This window comes from Pseudomonas sp. SMSB3 (assembly GCF_052041965.1).
GTDB lineage: Bacteria > Pseudomonadota > Gammaproteobacteria > Pseudomonadales > Pseudomonadaceae > Aquipseudomonas.
In genome coordinates this window covers 423,965-440,990 of record NZ_JBKGGV010000002.1, presented here as the reverse complement: position 1 = coordinate 440,990, position 17,026 = coordinate 423,965, and the positions used below count along the sequence as shown (strand labels likewise).

Genomic DNA, 17,026 nt, shown 5'->3' with positions numbered 1-17,026 from the left:
ACCATTATCGAGGCAGCTCCCGTTCGTCTCACGTATTACACGAGCAAATCTACTTGTGTGCCGCATAGCGCTGTCGAGCGCTCACTTCAGGCTGGTAATTGAGCGATCTCCTCGCGAGCCGCCATCAATCCATTTTCAAGGCCGTCGGGGCTACATGCGGTTTGGAAAAATGCTCAGTTGGAAGTTCTTGATCGGTGACGTCGTTCCAGAGTTCATACCAACTGCCAGGATCATGATGGATGATTTGCAGGCTGTGCTTGATGCCTGCCTGGCGGGACTGGGCGTCGCATGGCTGCCAAGATGGCTGGTGCTTGATCATCTGGGCTCCGGGAAACTCGAGACACTAATGCTTGATCACACCGCGGTCGAGTTCCCGATCAATGCCGAGTGGCCTCGGACTCCGCACCTTTTGCTCAAGACGCGTGTGGCAGTGGATGCGTTGCTGCAAAAAACTGCCTGCTCGGTTGGAGGGTATGGAAGCCTGTCCCCAAGGCGAACGCCTGTAAGGTATAAAAAGGCGCATGCGCATGACCTTTTCAAGCGTGTGCCCGTCGCGTGACGGGCTTCCCTGGGCGTCGGGGGGGAGCTGAAACGCGCGATCCTTCGTCAGGCCCTCCTTTCGTTCAACGCCCAAGGCATTGAGGCGACGACGATCGAAACCATTCGATCTGAATGCGGAGCGAGCGTCGGCGCGGTCTATCATCATTTCCAGAGCAAGGAAGGGGGGGGTAGCGGCACTCTTCTTTGCTGCCCTGGACGATCAAGAGCGATTGCGCGAAGAGTACCTGCGTAGCGCCGCGTCTGCCGAACAGGGCATCCACGCGCTAGTGCATAGTTACGTCGATTGGGTTGAAGAACAGCCAGAATGGGCCCGCTTCCTGTTGCAGGCTCGCTCGGTGGTTTTAACCGGGCCGCTGAAGAACGAGTTGGCAACTAGAAACAAGCAACTGAACGAGAAGCTTTATGCCTGGATGAGCAGCTTGAGCGGCATGGAAACGCTTTTGCACATTCCCGCTGAACTTCTGCCATCGCTGATCATTGGTCCGTCCGAGAGCTACTCGCGTGCCTGGCTTTCCAACCGGGTTCGCAAGAGTCCGAAGCAGTATCGGGAGATGTTGGCCACGGCAGCCTGGAGCTTGGTAAAAATGGAATTTTATGAGCGGAAGTGCAGATGCAGTAGCTAGCGGCCGAGACCATGAAAAGTTCATCGTCCCAACGAGAAGGTTTGCGCCTACTTTTTCTAATGATCCATAGATAACTTACAGTTATGTGTGCATAGCCATGAGTTGCGCAGAGGTGTCGGTTGTAAATATTTTTTGTTACAAGAAATAGTCTTGATATAGTGCACCTCCGTGATGTTTAGCTGGGCCTTCTGTAACAGAAAAACAAGAACAGCAGAGGTCTGCCTTCCTTCCAATCTCGCACTCCTTGTCTGCGTGCTCGCAGTGTTGGCATCTATTTGTCGTAATCGGGTGAGGTCAGAGCAGTTAGGTGATGCTTCATCTCGGGTTTCGTAATAAGCCAACGGTGAACATCAATGTTGTTATCAAAGCAAACCTCTCGAAGGAAATTTCTGCTTTCTTCAGTAATTGCCATGCCTGCCATCGGAATCTGCATGAACGGTCTGAGTGCGGCGGAGGCTGCAGACCTGGCCGCCCCCAGCCTTGAAGGCTACAAGGCAGTTTTTTTCACTCAGGCCGAGTGGACATTCATTCTCGCCGCGTGTGATCGTCTGATTCCCGCCGATGGCCGTGGCCCGGGCGCGCTGGAAACCAACGTGCCGATCTTCATCGACCAGCAGTTGGCCGGTGACCTGGGTAGCGAAATCTACCTGGAAGGGCCGTTCGACCTGAACGCGCCGGCAACCCTGGGTTACCAGTTGCCGTACACCCCGCAGGAAATCTACCGCAAGGGTATCGCCGCGCTGGAGCACTGGTGCCAGGCCAACCTCGGCCAACACTTTGCCCTGCTGGCGCTGGAACAACGCGACGAAGTGCTGAAGAAGCTGCAGGCCGGCCAGATCGATTTCGCTGCCCACGGCGAGGATGTGCTCAAGGCCAAGCTGTTCTTCAGCGAACTGCTCAACCACACGCGCCAGGGCTGGTTGGCCGACCCGATCTACGGCGGTAACAAAGGCATGAAGGCGTGGATCGCCATCGGCTTCCCCGGTGCCCGCGCCAGCTACCTGGAATGGGTCGCCCAGCACAACGTCCCGTATCCCCTCGGCCCGGTCAGCCTGACCGGCCAACGCGGTTGATTCCTTCGCCCCGAGTAACACCATTCAAGGTTTTTTATGTCACACATTACCAATGACGAAGTTGACGTCGCCGTCGTCGGCCTGGGTTGGGCCGGCTCGTTGATGAGTATCGAGCTCGCTCAGGCGGGCCTGAAAGTGCGAGCCTTCGAGCGCGGTGAGGACCGCACCAACGCCGACTTTGCCTACCCGAAACCGGCCGATCAGTACGCCTACGGCGTGCGTAACAAAATCATGGTTGCGCCCAAAGACGGTGCACTCACCGTTCGTCATAACATGAACAGTACCGCCTTGCCGACTCGCCAATGGGGCGCGTTCGTGCCCGGCACCGGCGTCGGCGGTTCGGGCTTGCACTGGAGAGGTGTGCTGATCCGCCCGACGCCGACCGACATCAAGCTCAAGACCTACGCCGATCAGGCCTATGCCCCGGGCATCCTGCAAAGCGACATGACCATCGGCGACTTCCCGTTCACCTGGGACGAAATCGAGCCGTACCTCGACAAGTTCGACAAGATCTGCGGCCTGTCCGGCAACACTGGCAACCTGCGTGGCCAGATCATCGAAGGCGGCGACCCGTACGAGGGCCCCCGTACCAACCCGTTCCCGCTGCCTGCGCTGGAAGACACGCTGAACAACAAGCTGTTCGCCGATGCCGCGCGCAAGCTGGGCTACCACCCGTTCCCCAACCCGTCGGCCAACGTCTCGCGCGCCTGGAAGAACCCCTACGGCAACCAGATCGCGCCGTGCAACTACTGCGGCTATTGCAGCAAGTACCCGTGCCTGAACTACTCAAAGGCCTCGCCGCAAACCGCGGTGATGGACGCGCTCAAGCGCATGGACAACTTCGACTACCGGGTCAACGCCAACGTCCTGCGTGTCGAACTGCACGTCGATGGCAAGACCGCCAAAGGCATCACCTACATCGACGGCCAGGGCAACGAAGTGTTCCAGCCGGCCAAGATCGTGGTGCTGGCGGCGTTCCAGTTCGTCAACGTGCGCCTCATGCTGCTGTCGGGCATCGGCAAGCCGTACAACCCGATCACCCGCGAGGGCACTGTCGGCCGTAACTACGCGTTCCTCAGCAACGGCGGCGCCACGCTGTTCTTCAAGGACAAGCACTTCAACCCGTTCGCCACCGCCGGCGCCACCGGGCAGATGTTCAACGACGTCTCCCCAGGCAACTACGACGGTCCGTCCCTGGGCTTCATCGGCGGAGCCAAGATCCACAGCTCCCAGGCCAGCGGCGCGCCGATCGGCACCTCGCTGCCGTCGGGCACCCCCGAGTGGGGCAAGGGCTGGAAGGAGGGCATGCAGGACTGGTACGGCCACTCGATGAAGATCAGCATCTCCACCGGCTGCATGTCCTACCGCGACCATTACGTCGACCTCGACCCGACCTACAAGGACCCCGTGGGGCCAGCCGCTGTTGCGCATCACCTTCGACTGGAAAGAGAACGAACTGAAGCTGCAGCAGCACCTGCGCAAGATCGTTCTGGACATCACCAACGAGCTGAACCCGGACAGCTACAGCGAAAGCTTCCTGGGCATGGATTCGCACTGGGACGTCACTAAGTACGTATCTACTCACAATGTGGGTGGCGCGATCATGGGTGACTCGCCGGAAACCAGCGCACTCAACCGCTATCTGCAGAGCTGGGACGTACACAACGTGTTCGTGCCGGGCGGCAACGCCTTCCCGCAGAACTTCCAGGCCAACCCGACCTCGATGATTGGTGCGCTGACCCTGTTCGCCGCCCAGGCCATCAAGGACCAGTACCTGAAGAACCCTGGTCCGCTGGTGCAGGAGTGAGGAGCGAAAACATGAAAGCCAAAGCCCGTTCCATTCTATCGGTACTGCTGGGTGTCGCCATGCTGGCTGTCGTGCTGGCCTGGATCGTGGCCGGTCTGCTCAATCGCGCAGGCGATGCCGAAGCCAATCTGACACAGGAGGTCACTCCGGCCTTGATCGAAAAGGGCGCCTACCTTGCCCGTGCCGGTGACTGCGTGGCCTGCCACACCAGCCACGATGCCGGCAAGCCGTTCGCCGGCGGGTTGGGAATCGCCTCGCCGATCGGCACCATCTACTCGACCAACATCACCCCGGACAAGCAAACCGGCATCGGCAACTGGACCTACGGTGAGTTCGAGCGCGCCGTGCGCCGAGGTATCGGCCACGATGGCAACGCACTGTATCCGGCGATGCCGTTCCCGTCCTATGCCAAGGTCAGCGACGAAGATACCCAGGCGTTGTACGCCTATTTCATGCAAGGCGTTGCCGCAGTCAAGCAGCCGAACAAGGCCAACGACATCCCCTGGCCGCTGTCGATCCGCATGCCGCTGGCCTACTGGCGCGCACTATTCTCGCCAGCGCCGCAGGCGTTCGTGGCCGGCACCAGCGATGCCCAGCTCGCCCGTGGCGCCTACCTGGTGCAGGGCCTCGGTCACTGTGGCTCGTGCCACACGCCGCGTGCACTGACCTTGCAGGAGAAAGGCCTGGACGAGTCTGCCGGCAGCTACCTGACCGGTGCCGAGCTCAATGGCTGGAATGTGCCGGCCCTGCGTGGCATGCCGCACTGGAGCAAGGAAGAGCTGGTCGAGTACCTGGGCAGCGGGCGTAACGCCAAGGCCTCGGTGGCTGGTGAGATGACCGACGTGATCGCCAACAGCACCTCGCACATGAGCGATGCCGACCTGCAGGCCATGGCCGCCTACCTCAAGACGTTGTCGCCGGTTAAGGGGCCGGCTTACCAGCAGCGGGCCGAACGCAGCGCGACGACCACCGCCAAGCTGACTGCGGCCAAGGACTTGACCCTGGGCGAGCGGTTGTACATCGACAACTGCGGTGCCTGCCATTTCGTTGCCGGTCAGGGTGCAGAGCGGGTGTTCCCACGTCTGGATGGCGCCTCGATCGTGAATGCTGAAAACCCGTCGGCACTCATTCACGTCATTCTGGCCGGCGCGCAAACACCCTCTACCGAGCGTGCACCGTCGGTTCTGCCTATGCCGGGTTTTGCCGACCGGATGGACGATTCCGAGGTCGCAGCGCTTGCCTCCTTCCTGCGCACGGGATGGTCTAACGAAGCCGGTAAGGTTTCTGCTGACCAGGTACGCTCAGTACGAGAGGCCGTTGAGTTGCACTGATTTCGGCTGTGCTTGATGTAACGAGGCCAGCCCTGAGTATCCAGGGCTGGCCTTGTTATTACTGCGGCATTGGGAAGGACGTTTGCGTGCTGGTTAGCTAAGCGCTGCGGCCTGCTGCAAGCTCATGGAGCGCGTTTCAGGGGCCAGCATCCAGCTGACTGCCAACCCGACGAAGGTGATGGCTGCTGCCGCGTACATAGTCAATTCGATTCCGTAGCTTTGAAGTGAGATCGGCACGAGATAGGTGCCCAACGCTGCCCCGATTCTGGAGAGCGAAGTACCAAGGCCGACCGCCTGCGTACGAATCTCAGTGGGAAAGATCTCATTGGGGTATACAAGCGCAAGTACTTGCGCGCCGCCGATGGATACTGCATAGAGACCGAAAAGCACCAGGACGCCCACAGGGCCGCTCGCGTGCATGATCCCCAGGCCAAGGAGGGATACGCCGGAAATAAAAAGGCTGAGCAATAACAGGTTTCGCCGGCCCAATGTATTGATCAGCTTGGCCGCCACGGAGCATCCGGCAATGAAGAGCAGGGTGATGCCGAAAGAGGCGCTGGAGGCGAGGTCGCCTTCCAGGTTCAATGACGACATGACTTTAGGGGCGAACGCATAAACGCCAAACAACGGGATGATCGAGCATGTCCAGAATGCGCTCACGAAAAACATTCGCCTCCCGTAACCCGCGCGCAGCAACGACCAGGTGGAAAGCGATTGCGTTTGCGGCTCTTCCGGAAGATTTTCCAGCGAAAATGCGGGGCCATAGACGGCTTTGATGATTTGCTCGGCTTCTTTCGGGCGGCCTTTGCTCAAAAGCCAGCGCGGCGATTCGGGTGAGCCCATGCGAACCCATATCAGCGCCAGGCCGAACACTGCGCCACTTGCCAATACCAGGCGCCAGGCATCGGCACCCCCTATGCGCAAAATCAGCTCACCCAGCCCATAGGCCACGGCGGCGCCCGCGAACCAGATGATCATGAACCAGGCAAGGCGCGGGCCTCGATACTTTTTGGGCATGAATTCGACAAGCATTGCGGTGGCGACCGGATACTCGATGCCTACCGCTATCCCCAATATCAGCCTCAGAACAAACAAGGTGAGGGGGTCGCTGACCCAGTATTGCGCCAGTGACGCGACGACAAATATGATCGGGCCAATAAAGTAGACCCGTTTACGGCCCAGGCGCTGAGTCAGGGAGCCGCCGAGGAAACCGCCGAAGAAAATGCCTATCAGGGCGGATGCCGCGATCATTCCCTCCCAGAAGCTGCTGAGATTGAGTGCGGCAGAGGTGGGCATCAAGGCGATGCCGATGATGCTGAGTATGTAACCGTCGACGAAGGAGCCGCCAGCGGAGCGCAAGGTGAGTAGCCGATGAAATCGGGTGAGTGCAACATCTTCGATCGAACGAGTTGGACGAGTCATGGGGTCTCCAAGTACGGCTGATCTTTTATTTCTTGTTGGCGGCATGACATTGTTAAGAAACATGCGGCACATGATCAGCTTACGAATTAGCCATGGCGCGGCTTGTCAGGCCACAGGCGTTAGAAGGACGGTTGATTTGAACCTTTGATGAAGGGTTTCCAAAAAACGGGCGCTAAGCGCCCGCGTCCCAAGAAGGACTAGTTACCACAAGAGTTCAGGTGACTGGATGGATCGTTTCTCCTCAGACAGCCGCGCTACGCTCGCGCAGGTTTACATTCAGGATGCGATCGTTTTCGCTGTAATCCACCGGACAGTCGATCACGTGCACACCGGGGTTGGAAACACAGTGGTCCAGCAGGGGCAACAAGGCATCCGCGCTTTCGACCCGATAGCCATTGGCACCGTACGCTTCGGCGTACTTGACGAAATCAGGGTTACGGTAGTCCAGGCCGAAATCAGTGAAGCCCATGTTGGCCTGTTTCCAGCGGATCATGCCGTAACCGTCGTCACGCAGGATCACCACGGTGATGTGCATGCCGAGACGCACTGCGGTTTCCAGCTCCTGGCTGTTCATCATGAAGCCGCCGTCGCCGCACACCGAGATCACCGGTCGATCCGGGTGCACCAGGTGCGCCGCCATCGCTGATGGCAGGCCAGCGCCCATGGTCGCCAGGGCGTTGTCCAGCAACACGGTATTGGGCTTATGTGCCTTGTAGTTACGAGCGAACCAAATCTTGTAAATGCCGTTGTCCAATGCAACGATGCCTTCGGACGGCAGTACGCGACGGATGTCAGCGACCAGGCGCTGCGGGTAGACCGGGAAGCGATCATCGTCGCCACCTTCCACGATCTGCGCTTCGTTGGCCTCACGAATCGTCATCAGCCGTGTGAAGTCCCAGTGCGCGGTCTCGTTCAGTGCTTCGCTGATCTGCCACACGGCGTTGGCGATGTCGCCGATCACTTCCACCTGCGGGAAGTACACGGCATCGACTTCGGCGGAGCGGAAGCTGATGTGGATGACTTCGGTACCGCCACGCACCATGAAGAACGGTGGCTTCTCGATCACGTCATGGCCGATGTTGATGATCAGGTCGGCTGCTTCGATGGCGCGGTGAACGAAGTCACCGGACGACAGCGCAGCGTTACCCAGGAAGCGCGGGTGGCGCTCGTCGACCACGCCTTTACCCATCTGGGTGGTGATGAACGGGATGCCGGTCTTGTCGATCAATTGCTTGAGGACCTTGGCGGTCATCTTGCGGTTGGCGCCGGCGCCGATCACTAGAATTGGACTGCGGGCGTTCTGCAGCTTTTCGAGAGCGGCTTCAATTGACTTGTGCTCAGCCAGCGGACGGCGGTGCAGGCTGCGTGGAATTGGCAGCGAGTCAGTCTGTTCCGCAGCAATGTCTTCTGGTAATTCCAGATGCACGGCTCCCGGCTTCTCTTCTTCTGCCAGGCGGAACGCTTCACGCATGCGCGCCGGGATGTTGTCGGCCGAGGCGAATTGGTGGGTGTACTTGGTGATGGGGTCCATCATGCCGCACACGTCGATGATCTGGAAGCGGCCCTGCTTGGACTTCTTGATCGGCTTCTGGCCGGTGATCATCATCATCGGCATGCCGCCCAAATAGGCGTAGGCACTGGCGGTGACCAGGTTAGTCGCGCCAGGGCCGAGGGTTGACAGGCTGACGCCGGTCTTGCCGGTCAGGCGACCATAGGTGGCGGCCATGAAGCCTGCGGACTGCTCGTGGCGGGTCAGCACCAGCTCTATCTTCGACTTGCGCAGGGATTCCAGCAGGTCGAGGTTTTCCTCACCAGGAATGCCGAACACATACTCGACACCCTCATTTTCCAGGCATTGCACAACGACATCGGCGGCCTTGGCCATCTTGCTCACTACCTCAACTTTATAATTGTTCGTACAGCAGGTTTCACGAGACCGACTCCAGCGTCGATCTCGCGATGAACAGCTTGCGTTTGAACCGGTGACGTCAGGCCAGCTGGTAGGTGGTCTTGACGCGAGTGAAGAACTGACGGGCGTGGGTGCCTTGCTCGCGAGAGCCCAGGCTTGATGCACCGTTACCACCGAACGGCACGTGGTAATCCACACCAGCGGTTGGCAGGTTGACCATCACCATGCCTGCCGTGCTGTTGCGCTTGAAATGTTCGGCGTGGCGCAGCGAGGTGGTGACAATACCCGCCGAAAGTCCGAAAGCGGTGTCCTCTGCCGCGGCGAAGGCTTCTTCGTAATTCCGTACCTTCAATACGCTCAACACCGGCCCGAAGATCTCTTCGCGATAGATGCGCATGTCCGGCGTCACCTCGGTGAACAGCGCCGGTGTGAAGAAGTAGGCGCCAGCCTGGTTTTCGATGCGCTCTCCGCCACAAACCAGCTTGGCACCCTGTTCACGTCCGCTGGCTACGTAGGACAGGTTCTGCTCCAGTTGCCGACCATCCACCACTGGGCCGATATCGGTAGAGGCTTGCAATGCATCGCCTACTTTCAGAGCCTGAGTACGCTCGGCCAGGCGCGCTACGAATTTGTCGTGAATACCCTCGGTTACGATAACGCGAGAGCTGGCCGTGCAGCGCTGACCGGTGCTGAAGAACGAGCCGTTGAGCGCCACATCCACCGCCTGCTCCAGGTCGGCATCGTCCAGCACGATCAGCGGGTTCTTGCCGCCCATCTCCAGCTGCACTTTCTTCATGCCTTCAGCAGCCAGCCTGGCGATCTGGCGACCGGTGTTTTCCGAGCCGGTGAAGCTGATGCCGTCGACCTCTGGCGACCGAATGATGGTATCGCCTACGCTGCGACCTGGACCGATAAGCATGTTGAACACGCCAGCAGGCAAACCCGAGCGGCTGATGATCTCGGCCAAGGCCCAGGCCGAGGATGGAACCAGTTCGGCAGGCTTGAACACTACGCAGTTGCCGAAGCACAGTGCTGGCGCGATCTTCCAGGCTGGGATTGCAATCGGGAAGTTCCACGGCGCAATGATGCCAATTACACCCAGTGGTTGAGTGAATACGTCGATGCCGACGTCCTGGCGCACAGACTGGTATTTCTCGCCCTCGGCGCGCAGCGCCTCCTGGGCATAGAACTTGAACGAGCGGCCGGCGCGGTCGACTTCACCCAGCGCTTCGCGAACGATCTTGCCTTCCTCACGGGCGAGCAGGGTGGCCAGCTCTTCACGGCGTGCAAGTATTTCCGTGCCGATAAAGTCCAATGCATCGGCACGCTGCTGCGGGTTGCTGCGCGCCCATGCCGGCTGGGCGCGCCGTGCGGCGGCGATTGCCTGCTCGGTCAGCAACTGGTCAGCACGCACGAAGCGCTCGACCACTTCACCTGGGTTGGAAGGGTTGCGGTTTTCGAGGATATCGGTGCCGCTGTCCAGGGCTACGAAAGCACCGTCGACGAAGCTGCTTTTGGTGGCGATGGTCATGCGGTGCAAGTCCTTGTTTGAGTATTGTGACGGGCTACGAAATCAGTGATGTTGTCGACGGCGCGATCCATTAGCTGCTGCATGGCATCCTCACTGCTCCAGGCGATGTGTGGGTTGAGAATGAAGTCGTCGCGATCGATAAGTGCGAACAGCAGGTTGCTTGGATGCAGCGGTTCAACTTCAACCACGTCGAGTGCAACGCCACCCAGGCGACCATTTTGCAGGGCATCGATCAGGGCTGCTTCGTTGACGATGCCGCCGCGACCGGTGTTGATGACCACAGCGTCGCTTTTCATGAGCGCAAGTTTCTGGGCATCGATCATGTTGTAGGTTTCAGGCGTCAAGGGCGCGTTGATCGACAGCACATCGCAACTCTTGAGCAGGCTGTCCAGCGGGCGGTTGTCCGGCCCCGGGCGTTTTCCGCCACGGTCTTCGAACAACACTTCCATACCGAAGGCGCGAGCGAGCGCGGCCAGCCGGATAGCGATCGGGCCGCTGCCGATGATCGCCATCTGCTTGCCCCGCACATCACGGATGCGGTGGTCGAAATAGATGTTCTTGTACTCGGCCTGCCCGGCATGCACCTTGCGCATCAGGCGGCTGAAGGCGGCCGGGCGACGGAACAGCTCGAGCATCATCGCCATGCTGTGTTCGGCGACGGTGTTCGCGGCATAGCCGGGTACGCTGGAAACCTCGATGCCGTGGGCATCGCAGTAATCGACGTCGACGATGTCGCGGCCGGTCAGTGCCAGGGAAATCATCTTCAGTTTTGGCAATTGGCGCAGGTGCTCTTCACGCAGCGGCACGCTGCACGTCAGCGCCACGGTAGCGTCCTTCAGGTGCTCAAGCACCTGGTCGGGATGGGTATAGGCAAACTGCTGCCAGCTGTGCTCGCAGTCAGGGCGTTTGAGTCGCGTCGACGCGGCAAGGCTGTCGTCGTCGAGGAAAACGATGTGTTCACTCATGATCCTGATCCTGATACTTATTTCTTCTGGGCAGGGACATAGCCGGCGGGTGCCATGGAAACCAGCTGCCGCGTGATGAAGCCTGCATCCTGGTCGTGGTCTTCCAGGGACTCTTTACGCACCAGTGCATCGCGCACCATGTGCGCGCCGAAGAAGCGGAAGGGCTCTGGCGGCAGCAGTTTCATTTTCTGGTTCACCAGGCCGCAGTTGGCCCACTCATCGTTGGCATGGGTCGCCAGCGACTTGATGATGCGGCTGGCAAACACGGTCGTCGCCACGCCGTTGCCCGAGAAGCCGATGCCGTAGCTGACGGTCCCGTGATGGTCGAGGTAACCGAAGTTCGGCAAGCCTTTCATGGCCCGGTCGATCGGGCCGGTCCAGCTGCTGACCACCGGCACGTCCTGCAGTTGTGGGTACAGGCGGCGCAGTTCGGCAGCGACCTTGTCGGCGGCCGGCGAGGGTTTTTCGTAAAGGTTGCCGATGCGTCCTGCGTAGGCGAACTGACCCAGTGGTTTGCCGAACACCACACGGCCATCCGGGGTGTTGCGCCAGTAGTTGAGCACGGTGCGCGAGTCGGTCATGCACTCGCCGCCACTGAAGCCGATGGCATCGAGCTTGGCTTTGACCGGCGCGGTGGCCACCATGTCGCTGGACATGATGGCAATCATGCGACGCAACTCGGGGAACTGTGCACCCCAGGCGTTGAGTGCAAGTACAACATGGTTGGCCTTCACACGTCCCATAGCCGTGTGCACCACGGGATTCTTGCCGCGCTCAAGGTGGGTGAATGGCGATTTTTCGAAGATCTTCACCCCGAGCTTAAGGGCGACACGGCGCAGGCCGCGCGCCAGCATGGCGGGCTGCACGGTAGCGGCGTTAGGGTCGTAGATACCGCCCAGAACCAGCGGCGAGCCCACGCGGCCGCGAATGGTCTCACGGTCCAATTCCTGGAACGGATTGACATCGAGCTTCTGCAGGCCGTCGGTCAGCACTTTCCAGGAGCCCATCTGCCGCTGGTTGGTGGCGGTCCACAACCAACCGTCTTTACGGTACTGGGCATCGATACCGTGCTCCTGGCAGAAGCTGCCAATTTCGTCGATGGCCGATTCAGCGGCTTCACAGATACGTCGCGCTTCGACGTCACCGCAGATGGTACGCACTGACAGGTACTTGCCCCACCAGTTCGTGGCGACGCCACCGTTACGCCCACTGGCACCAGAACCGCAACGGTCGCGCTCGACGATAACGATGGTTTTTTCCGGGTGCGCCTGCTTCAGGCGGATGGCCGACCAAAGGCCAAGGAAGCCGCCGCCGACAATGCAGACATCCGCTTGAATTGCATCCTGCAGAGCAGGGGCCAGATCGCTGTCCAGGTCGAGTGCCTGGGCATACCAGAATCCACGGTACATAGTGAGTGCCTTTGAGCATGTTGGTTTTTGTCAACATGATGCTCAGTAAACGGCCGCCTAGATATTACGCTCATGACAATTGATAGTACGCTTGCGCTTATTCGCACCGGATGTCCTAAACTTCCCATTAGCTGAGATCGATATGATATGTAGGACCGCAGGGGTGCTTTAGAATTGAGCAGTCCAACACGCCGAGGTGATTCGCAGTGGTCCGGGAATCCGAAGAACAAAGCAGCGTTCCTGCCTCCATCAAGCCAGAGTTGAGGGTCGGCTTTGTCTTGATGAATCACTTCACCTTGGTACCCGTTGCCGGGCTGGTGGATTCCTTGCGCTTCGCGGCGGACAAGTCCTTCCGCAGCCAGCAGGTGTTTTGTCAGTGGGACTGGATGACGCTGAATGACCAGCCCATTGTGGCCAGTTGCGGCATGCCTATCTTACCGACCAAGCCCCTGAACCTCTGGGCCCAGTATGACTACATCGTGATTGCCGGGGGACTGCTCGGAGAGACGCGCAACCCGCCGGACTGGCTGCTCGACGCGCTACGGGAAGTGCATGCTGCCAATATTCCAATCATCGCGCTGTGCTCCGGTTCTTTCGTGCTGGGCAAGGCGGGGCTGCTGGATGGCAGGCGCTGTGCGCTGCATTTCACCCTGCGAGAAGAATTCAAGGAGCGCTTCCCGCTGTCCACTGCGGTGATCGACAAGAACTATGTCGATGATCGGGGGATCATCACCTGTCCCGGTGGCACCGCCATTGACCTGGCAGCCAGCCTGATACGCCGCCACTGCGGAGCGATCCGGGCACAGAAAGGCCTGGAATACCTATTGGTCGAGGAGCGAAACGAAGAGGAGGCGACCCGACCGGAAGAAGGCGTCTATCAAAACGACCGGGTGCAACGAGCCATCGCTTTCATGCGCGAGAATCTGGGGTCATCCCTTACCATCCAGGCAGTTGCCAGTGCTGTCGGTACGCATCCTCGACAGTTGCACCGTGAGTTCGTCGCCAATACGCAAGAACCTCCCGCCAACTATTGGCGCAAGCTGCGTCTCGATCACGCCAGGCGCTTGTTGGTCAATACTAGTCAGAACATTACTACCATTGCGCTGGCCTGCGGTTTCTCGGACGCTTCCCATTTCATACTCTGGTTCCGCAAGCAGTACGGCGAAACGCCCTACAGCTTCCGCAAGCGTCGGCACGAGGTGGAGCGCTTCGAATGGGGCAACGAGCGGGTCGGTCTGGATCCTGAGCTGTAAATTCAGCGCAAAAAAACGCCGCAGTCTGTGGCTGCGGCGATTTCCGAGCGAAAAGGCCGGTGTTACGGCATCTCGCCGAAAGCCTGAATCTCGATGAGGTACTCAGGCGCGGCCAGTTGCGCGCCTACGCACGCGCGTACCGGCGGCTCGTCGCCGACCCAAGCGTCGTAGATAGCGTTCATGGCGGCGAAGTCGTCCATGTTGGCCAGCCAGATCTGAATGCGCGAGATGTTTTTCTTGCTCGCGCCTACTTCCGAAAGCCAGCACTCGAGCTGGGCCAGCACGCATTGCGTTTGCTCGCTGATATTGCCTTGGGGCGCTTCGGCGACGATGCCTGAAGTTTCAAGGCGCCCATTTATGAGCACCATCTGGCTGGCACGGGCGCCAGGCTTGATCCTTTCGATCATGACCCCCTCCTTAGAACAGTACGTAGGTTTTGCGCAGTGGCTCGCGGATGTCCCAGATGCCTTCACAGTTCTCTGGGAATAGCACGGCATCACCCGCGCGCAGCTCGACAGGCTCGCCACCGTCTGGGGTAAACGTGCACCAGCCGCTAACGATGTGGCTGAATTCGCGGTTCTTCAAATGGCGACGGAAAACGCCGACGCTGCTTTCCCACACGCCGATGCTGGCGCCGACCGCTTCATCGGTGTGTGCCTGGCCGGTGGCCGCCACGGCGACGATGTCGCCGATTGGCAGTTTGGCTGGGGAGGTTTCACCCAGTGCCGACTCGGCAGCGTTTCGTACAACGGTAAGAACTTGGGTCATCAGGTACTCCTTGGTGTCTCGGTCGTTCAGGTTGGTTAGTAACTGCCTGCTTTGGCGTGAGTTAGTGAAGAAGCCTGCTGCAGGTCAAGCTTGCTCGTCTCTGGGGCCAGCCACCAGGAGATGAGTGCGCCAAAAAGCGAAATCACAGCCGCTGCGAACATGGTGTTGGCAATGCCCAACGACGCGAGTGAAATAGGCACCAGATAAGTGCCGACCGCTGCGCCAATGCGCGAGAGCGATGTTGCAAGCCCCACCGCGGACGCGCGGATCTCGGTCGGGAAGAGTTCATTGGGGTATACATATTCCAGTACCTGAGCGCCGCCGATCATGACCGCATACCCGCCAAAAAGGATCAGTACGAGGGTAGGGGAGGCGTCCGGGAACATGCCAAGCAGCAGGAGGGACAAGCCTGACCACAGGAAGCTGTGGATCAGCATCTTGCGCCGGCCCATGCGGTTGATCAGCTTGGTCGCCAGGAGGCAGCCCAAGGTAAATAGGAACGTAATGGCGATGGAGCCGTAGCTGGCCCAGTCACCGGTCAGTTTCAATGCTTGTAGGACTTTGGGGGCAAACGCATAGATGGCAAACAGTGGAACAATGGCGCAGGTCCAGAACAGCGTGATGAATGCCATGCGCTTGCCATAGCCGGAGTGGAACAGCGACCACACGGAAGTTGGCTTTTCGCTTACCGCTTCTGGCAGATCACTGATGGAATACGAGGGCCCGTATACCTTCTTGATCACCGCATCTGCTTCAGCCGCGCGCCCTTTGTTCAGCAGCCAGCGTGGCGACTCCGGGGTGCCGGAACGGGCGATCAGGAATAGTGCGCCGGGTACTACCGCACTGGCCAAGACCCAGCGCCAGCCGTCATCACCCATGACACGCAGCAAGAGCTCACCGACCAGATAGGCGACTGCGGCGCCTGCGAACCACATAAGCACCATGGCAGCCAGCAAGGGGCCACGATGCTTGCGGGGCAAGAACTCGGCCAGCAGGGATGTGGCGATCGGGTAGTCAGCGCCGACAGCGATACCGATCAGCAAGCGCCAGGCAAACAAGGCCCAGGCGGACTCCACCCAGAACTGTGCGACCGAAAAGCCTACGATGGCGATCAAATCAACCAGGTACAGGATTTTTCGGCCGTACTTGTCAGTGAACCACCCGCCTAAAAAACCACCTAGGAAGACCCCAATCAAGGCGGATGCTGCAATCAGGCCTTCCCAAAAAGCAGTAAGGGAGAGGGCGCCTGAAATCTGCACCATGGCAACGCCGATAATGCTTAATACATAGCCGTCAAGAAACGGCCCCCCCGATGAATAGACCGCCAGTTTGCGGTGAAATGCATTGAGTGGAGCATCCTCGACGGAGCGTTTTGAAACTGACATTTACTACCTCTTGTTTTTATTGCGCGCACAGTCACCGGCCCGATGGCGAGTCGACTATGCGGGTTATAACTAGCGGGGAGGCGCCTTGCCCAATGGGTGACTTGCGCACCTTGGCATCCTGCCGTGCGTCACTATGGCATCGATTGTTAACAGGCCATATAACGCATAGGACAAGTCATAACAGTAAAAGGGCTTTTTGATATTTTACTGCGGTGGTCGAGTTCGGGTAAGAAGTGCGTCCAGTACAACTTCACAGGCCGCTCCCCAGTTGGCGCTTACCGGTTGGTGCATCAACACGGACAGCCCTTCGGCAGAGAACGTCCCCGGAGTGGCAATTGCCCAGCCTAGTGACTGGAGACTCTTGTCGGGGTTGGATTCCGCAGAGCCTACACAATCCTTGATATTGCCAAGCACGAGGGCGCGTGCCTGGTCAGCGGGCAATCCTTTTTCACTCAACCATTGCTCAAGATCGTGCAGCAAGAAGTAAAACCAGCTGTTCATGCACGCTGCGACGGTTGCAAGCTCGAACGAATCTTCGTCTTGCAAAGTCACCAGCTGGCCCAGCGTTTCGAGCAGGTTCGCCGTCGTCGCATCAGGCGGGCAGATGACCACCGTCGAGTGGTTGAGCTTGGCTGCGCATGAGAGCATTGCCCGTACGCAGTCGGCTTGCGGGAACGCGGTGCGCAGCTGCTTCAGGCTTATGCCTGCCGCAAGCGAAATCAGCTTTTGGCCGGGCTTCAGGTGAACTTTATTTGCCAAGCTTGCGATATGCTCTGGCCGGACGCCGAGCACCACGATTTCGCTGCAATCAACGACCGCCTGATTATCTTGCAGAACCTGGCATGCGCATTCTGCAGCCAGAGTCTGGGCGCGTTCCGTGTTTCGCGGAGACACCATGATCACGCCGGTAAACCCGCCTCTGCGCAATCCACGGACGATGCTTTCAGTCAGCTCACCTACACCGATAATGCCCAGGCTCTGCATGTCGT

Annotated in this window: 15 protein-coding genes and 2 pseudogenes; 7 read left to right on the top strand and 10 right to left on the bottom strand. The window is 59.3% G+C overall.

Annotation, left to right across the window (positions count from 1 at the left end; all coding sequences use genetic code 11):
• Nucleotides 1-124 precede the first annotated feature (124 nt).
• Entirely contained in the window at nt 125-319 is a 195-nt protein-coding gene (locus ACLEJW_RS05275; RefSeq protein WP_440777213.1) for a hypothetical protein, read from the bottom strand.
• On the opposite strand from ACLEJW_RS05275, the gene ACLEJW_RS05270 reads away from it, so the two are divergent.
• From ACLEJW_RS05270 to ACLEJW_RS05245, 6 genes and pseudogenes are all read left to right on the top strand, one after another.
• Nucleotides 233-559: a LysR substrate-binding domain-containing protein gene (locus tag ACLEJW_RS05270; protein ID WP_440777210.1), complete on the top strand. Its 327-nt coding sequence runs from the start codon at nt 233-235 to the stop codon at nt 557-559. The two genes, ACLEJW_RS05275 and ACLEJW_RS05270, sit on opposite strands and share 87 nt — an antisense overlap.
• Nucleotides 556-1,184 (top strand): annotated as a pseudogene (locus ACLEJW_RS05265) (TetR/AcrR family transcriptional regulator). The gene ACLEJW_RS05270 and the pseudogene ACLEJW_RS05265 overlap by 4 nt, the downstream one beginning before the upstream one ends.
• Nucleotides 1,185-1,615: 431 nt before the next feature.
• Nucleotides 1,616-2,257 (top strand): gluconate 2-dehydrogenase subunit 3 family protein, encoded by a 642-nt coding sequence (locus ACLEJW_RS05260; protein ID WP_440777120.1) that lies wholly within the window; start codon nt 1,616-1,618, stop codon nt 2,255-2,257.
• A gap of 36 nt (nt 2,258-2,293) precedes the next feature.
• Nucleotides 2,294-3,262, top strand: a pseudogene (locus tag ACLEJW_RS05255) (GMC family oxidoreductase); the annotation flags it as partial.
• Nucleotides 3,263-3,680: 418 nt separating this feature from the next.
• Nucleotides 3,681-4,064: a GMC oxidoreductase gene (locus ACLEJW_RS05250; protein ID WP_440777119.1), complete on the top strand. Its 384-nt coding sequence runs from the start codon at nt 3,681-3,683 to the stop codon at nt 4,062-4,064.
• A 59-nt stretch (nt 4,065-4,123) separates the two neighbouring features.
• Nucleotides 4,124-5,395: a c-type cytochrome gene (locus ACLEJW_RS05245; protein WP_440777209.1), complete on the top strand. Its 1,272-nt coding sequence runs from the start codon at nt 4,124-4,126 to the stop codon at nt 5,393-5,395.
• Between the two features lie 93 nt (nt 5,396-5,488).
• Here ACLEJW_RS05245 and ACLEJW_RS05240 read toward each other — a convergent pair whose 3' ends face one another.
• From ACLEJW_RS05240 to ACLEJW_RS05220, 5 genes are all read right to left on the bottom strand, one after another.
• Nucleotides 5,489-6,817, bottom strand: coding sequence for an MFS transporter (locus ACLEJW_RS05240; RefSeq protein WP_440777118.1), 1,329 nt, complete (start codon nt 6,815-6,817; stop codon nt 5,489-5,491).
• Nucleotides 6,818-7,058: 241 nt separating this feature from the next.
• On the bottom strand, nt 7,059-8,702 hold the full coding sequence (locus ACLEJW_RS05235; protein ID WP_440777208.1) for an acetolactate synthase large subunit: 1,644 nt from the start codon (nt 8,700-8,702) through the stop codon (nt 7,059-7,061).
• Between the two features lie 103 nt (nt 8,703-8,805).
• Nucleotides 8,806-10,257: an aldehyde dehydrogenase family protein gene (locus ACLEJW_RS05230; protein ID WP_440777117.1), complete on the bottom strand. Its 1,452-nt coding sequence runs from the start codon at nt 10,255-10,257 to the stop codon at nt 8,806-8,808.
• Nucleotides 10,254-11,222: an NAD(P)-dependent oxidoreductase gene (locus ACLEJW_RS05225; RefSeq protein ID WP_440777116.1), complete on the bottom strand. Its 969-nt coding sequence runs from the start codon at nt 11,220-11,222 to the stop codon at nt 10,254-10,256. Before ACLEJW_RS05225 ends, ACLEJW_RS05230 begins: the two co-directional genes overlap by 4 nt.
• A gap of 17 nt (nt 11,223-11,239) precedes the next feature.
• On the bottom strand, nt 11,240-12,631 hold the full coding sequence (locus tag ACLEJW_RS05220) for an NAD(P)/FAD-dependent oxidoreductase (RefSeq protein ID WP_440777115.1): 1,392 nt from the start codon (nt 12,629-12,631) through the stop codon (nt 11,240-11,242).
• 206 nt (nt 12,632-12,837) lie between these two features.
• On the opposite strand from ACLEJW_RS05220, the gene ACLEJW_RS05215 reads away from it, so the two are divergent.
• A complete protein-coding gene (locus ACLEJW_RS05215; protein WP_440777114.1) occupies nt 12,838-13,884 on the top strand; it encodes a GlxA family transcriptional regulator in 1,047 nt (348 codons plus the stop codon).
• A 62-nt stretch (nt 13,885-13,946) separates the two neighbouring features.
• Here ACLEJW_RS05215 and ACLEJW_RS05210 read toward each other — a convergent pair whose 3' ends face one another.
• The 4 genes from ACLEJW_RS05210 to ACLEJW_RS05195 form a co-directional block, all read right to left on the bottom strand.
• The gene (locus ACLEJW_RS05210; protein WP_440777113.1) at nt 13,947-14,291 is read right to left on the bottom strand and encodes a RidA family protein; all 345 of its coding nucleotides are present in this window, start codon (nt 14,289-14,291) and stop codon (nt 13,947-13,949) included.
• 10 nt (nt 14,292-14,301) lie between these two features.
• Entirely contained in the window at nt 14,302-14,652 is a 351-nt protein-coding gene (locus tag ACLEJW_RS05205) for a cupin domain-containing protein (protein WP_440777112.1), read from the bottom strand.
• Between the two features lie 35 nt (nt 14,653-14,687).
• Nucleotides 14,688-16,037 carry an MFS transporter gene (locus ACLEJW_RS05200; protein WP_440777111.1) on the bottom strand — a complete coding sequence of 450 codons (1,350 nt, stop codon included), beginning with the start codon at nt 16,035-16,037 and terminating at the stop codon, nt 14,688-14,690.
• Between the two features lie 204 nt (nt 16,038-16,241).
• Nucleotides 16,242-17,021: an NAD(P)-binding domain-containing protein gene (locus ACLEJW_RS05195; RefSeq protein WP_440777110.1), complete on the bottom strand. Its 780-nt coding sequence runs from the start codon at nt 17,019-17,021 to the stop codon at nt 16,242-16,244.
• Nucleotides 17,022-17,026: the final 5 nt, after the last annotated feature.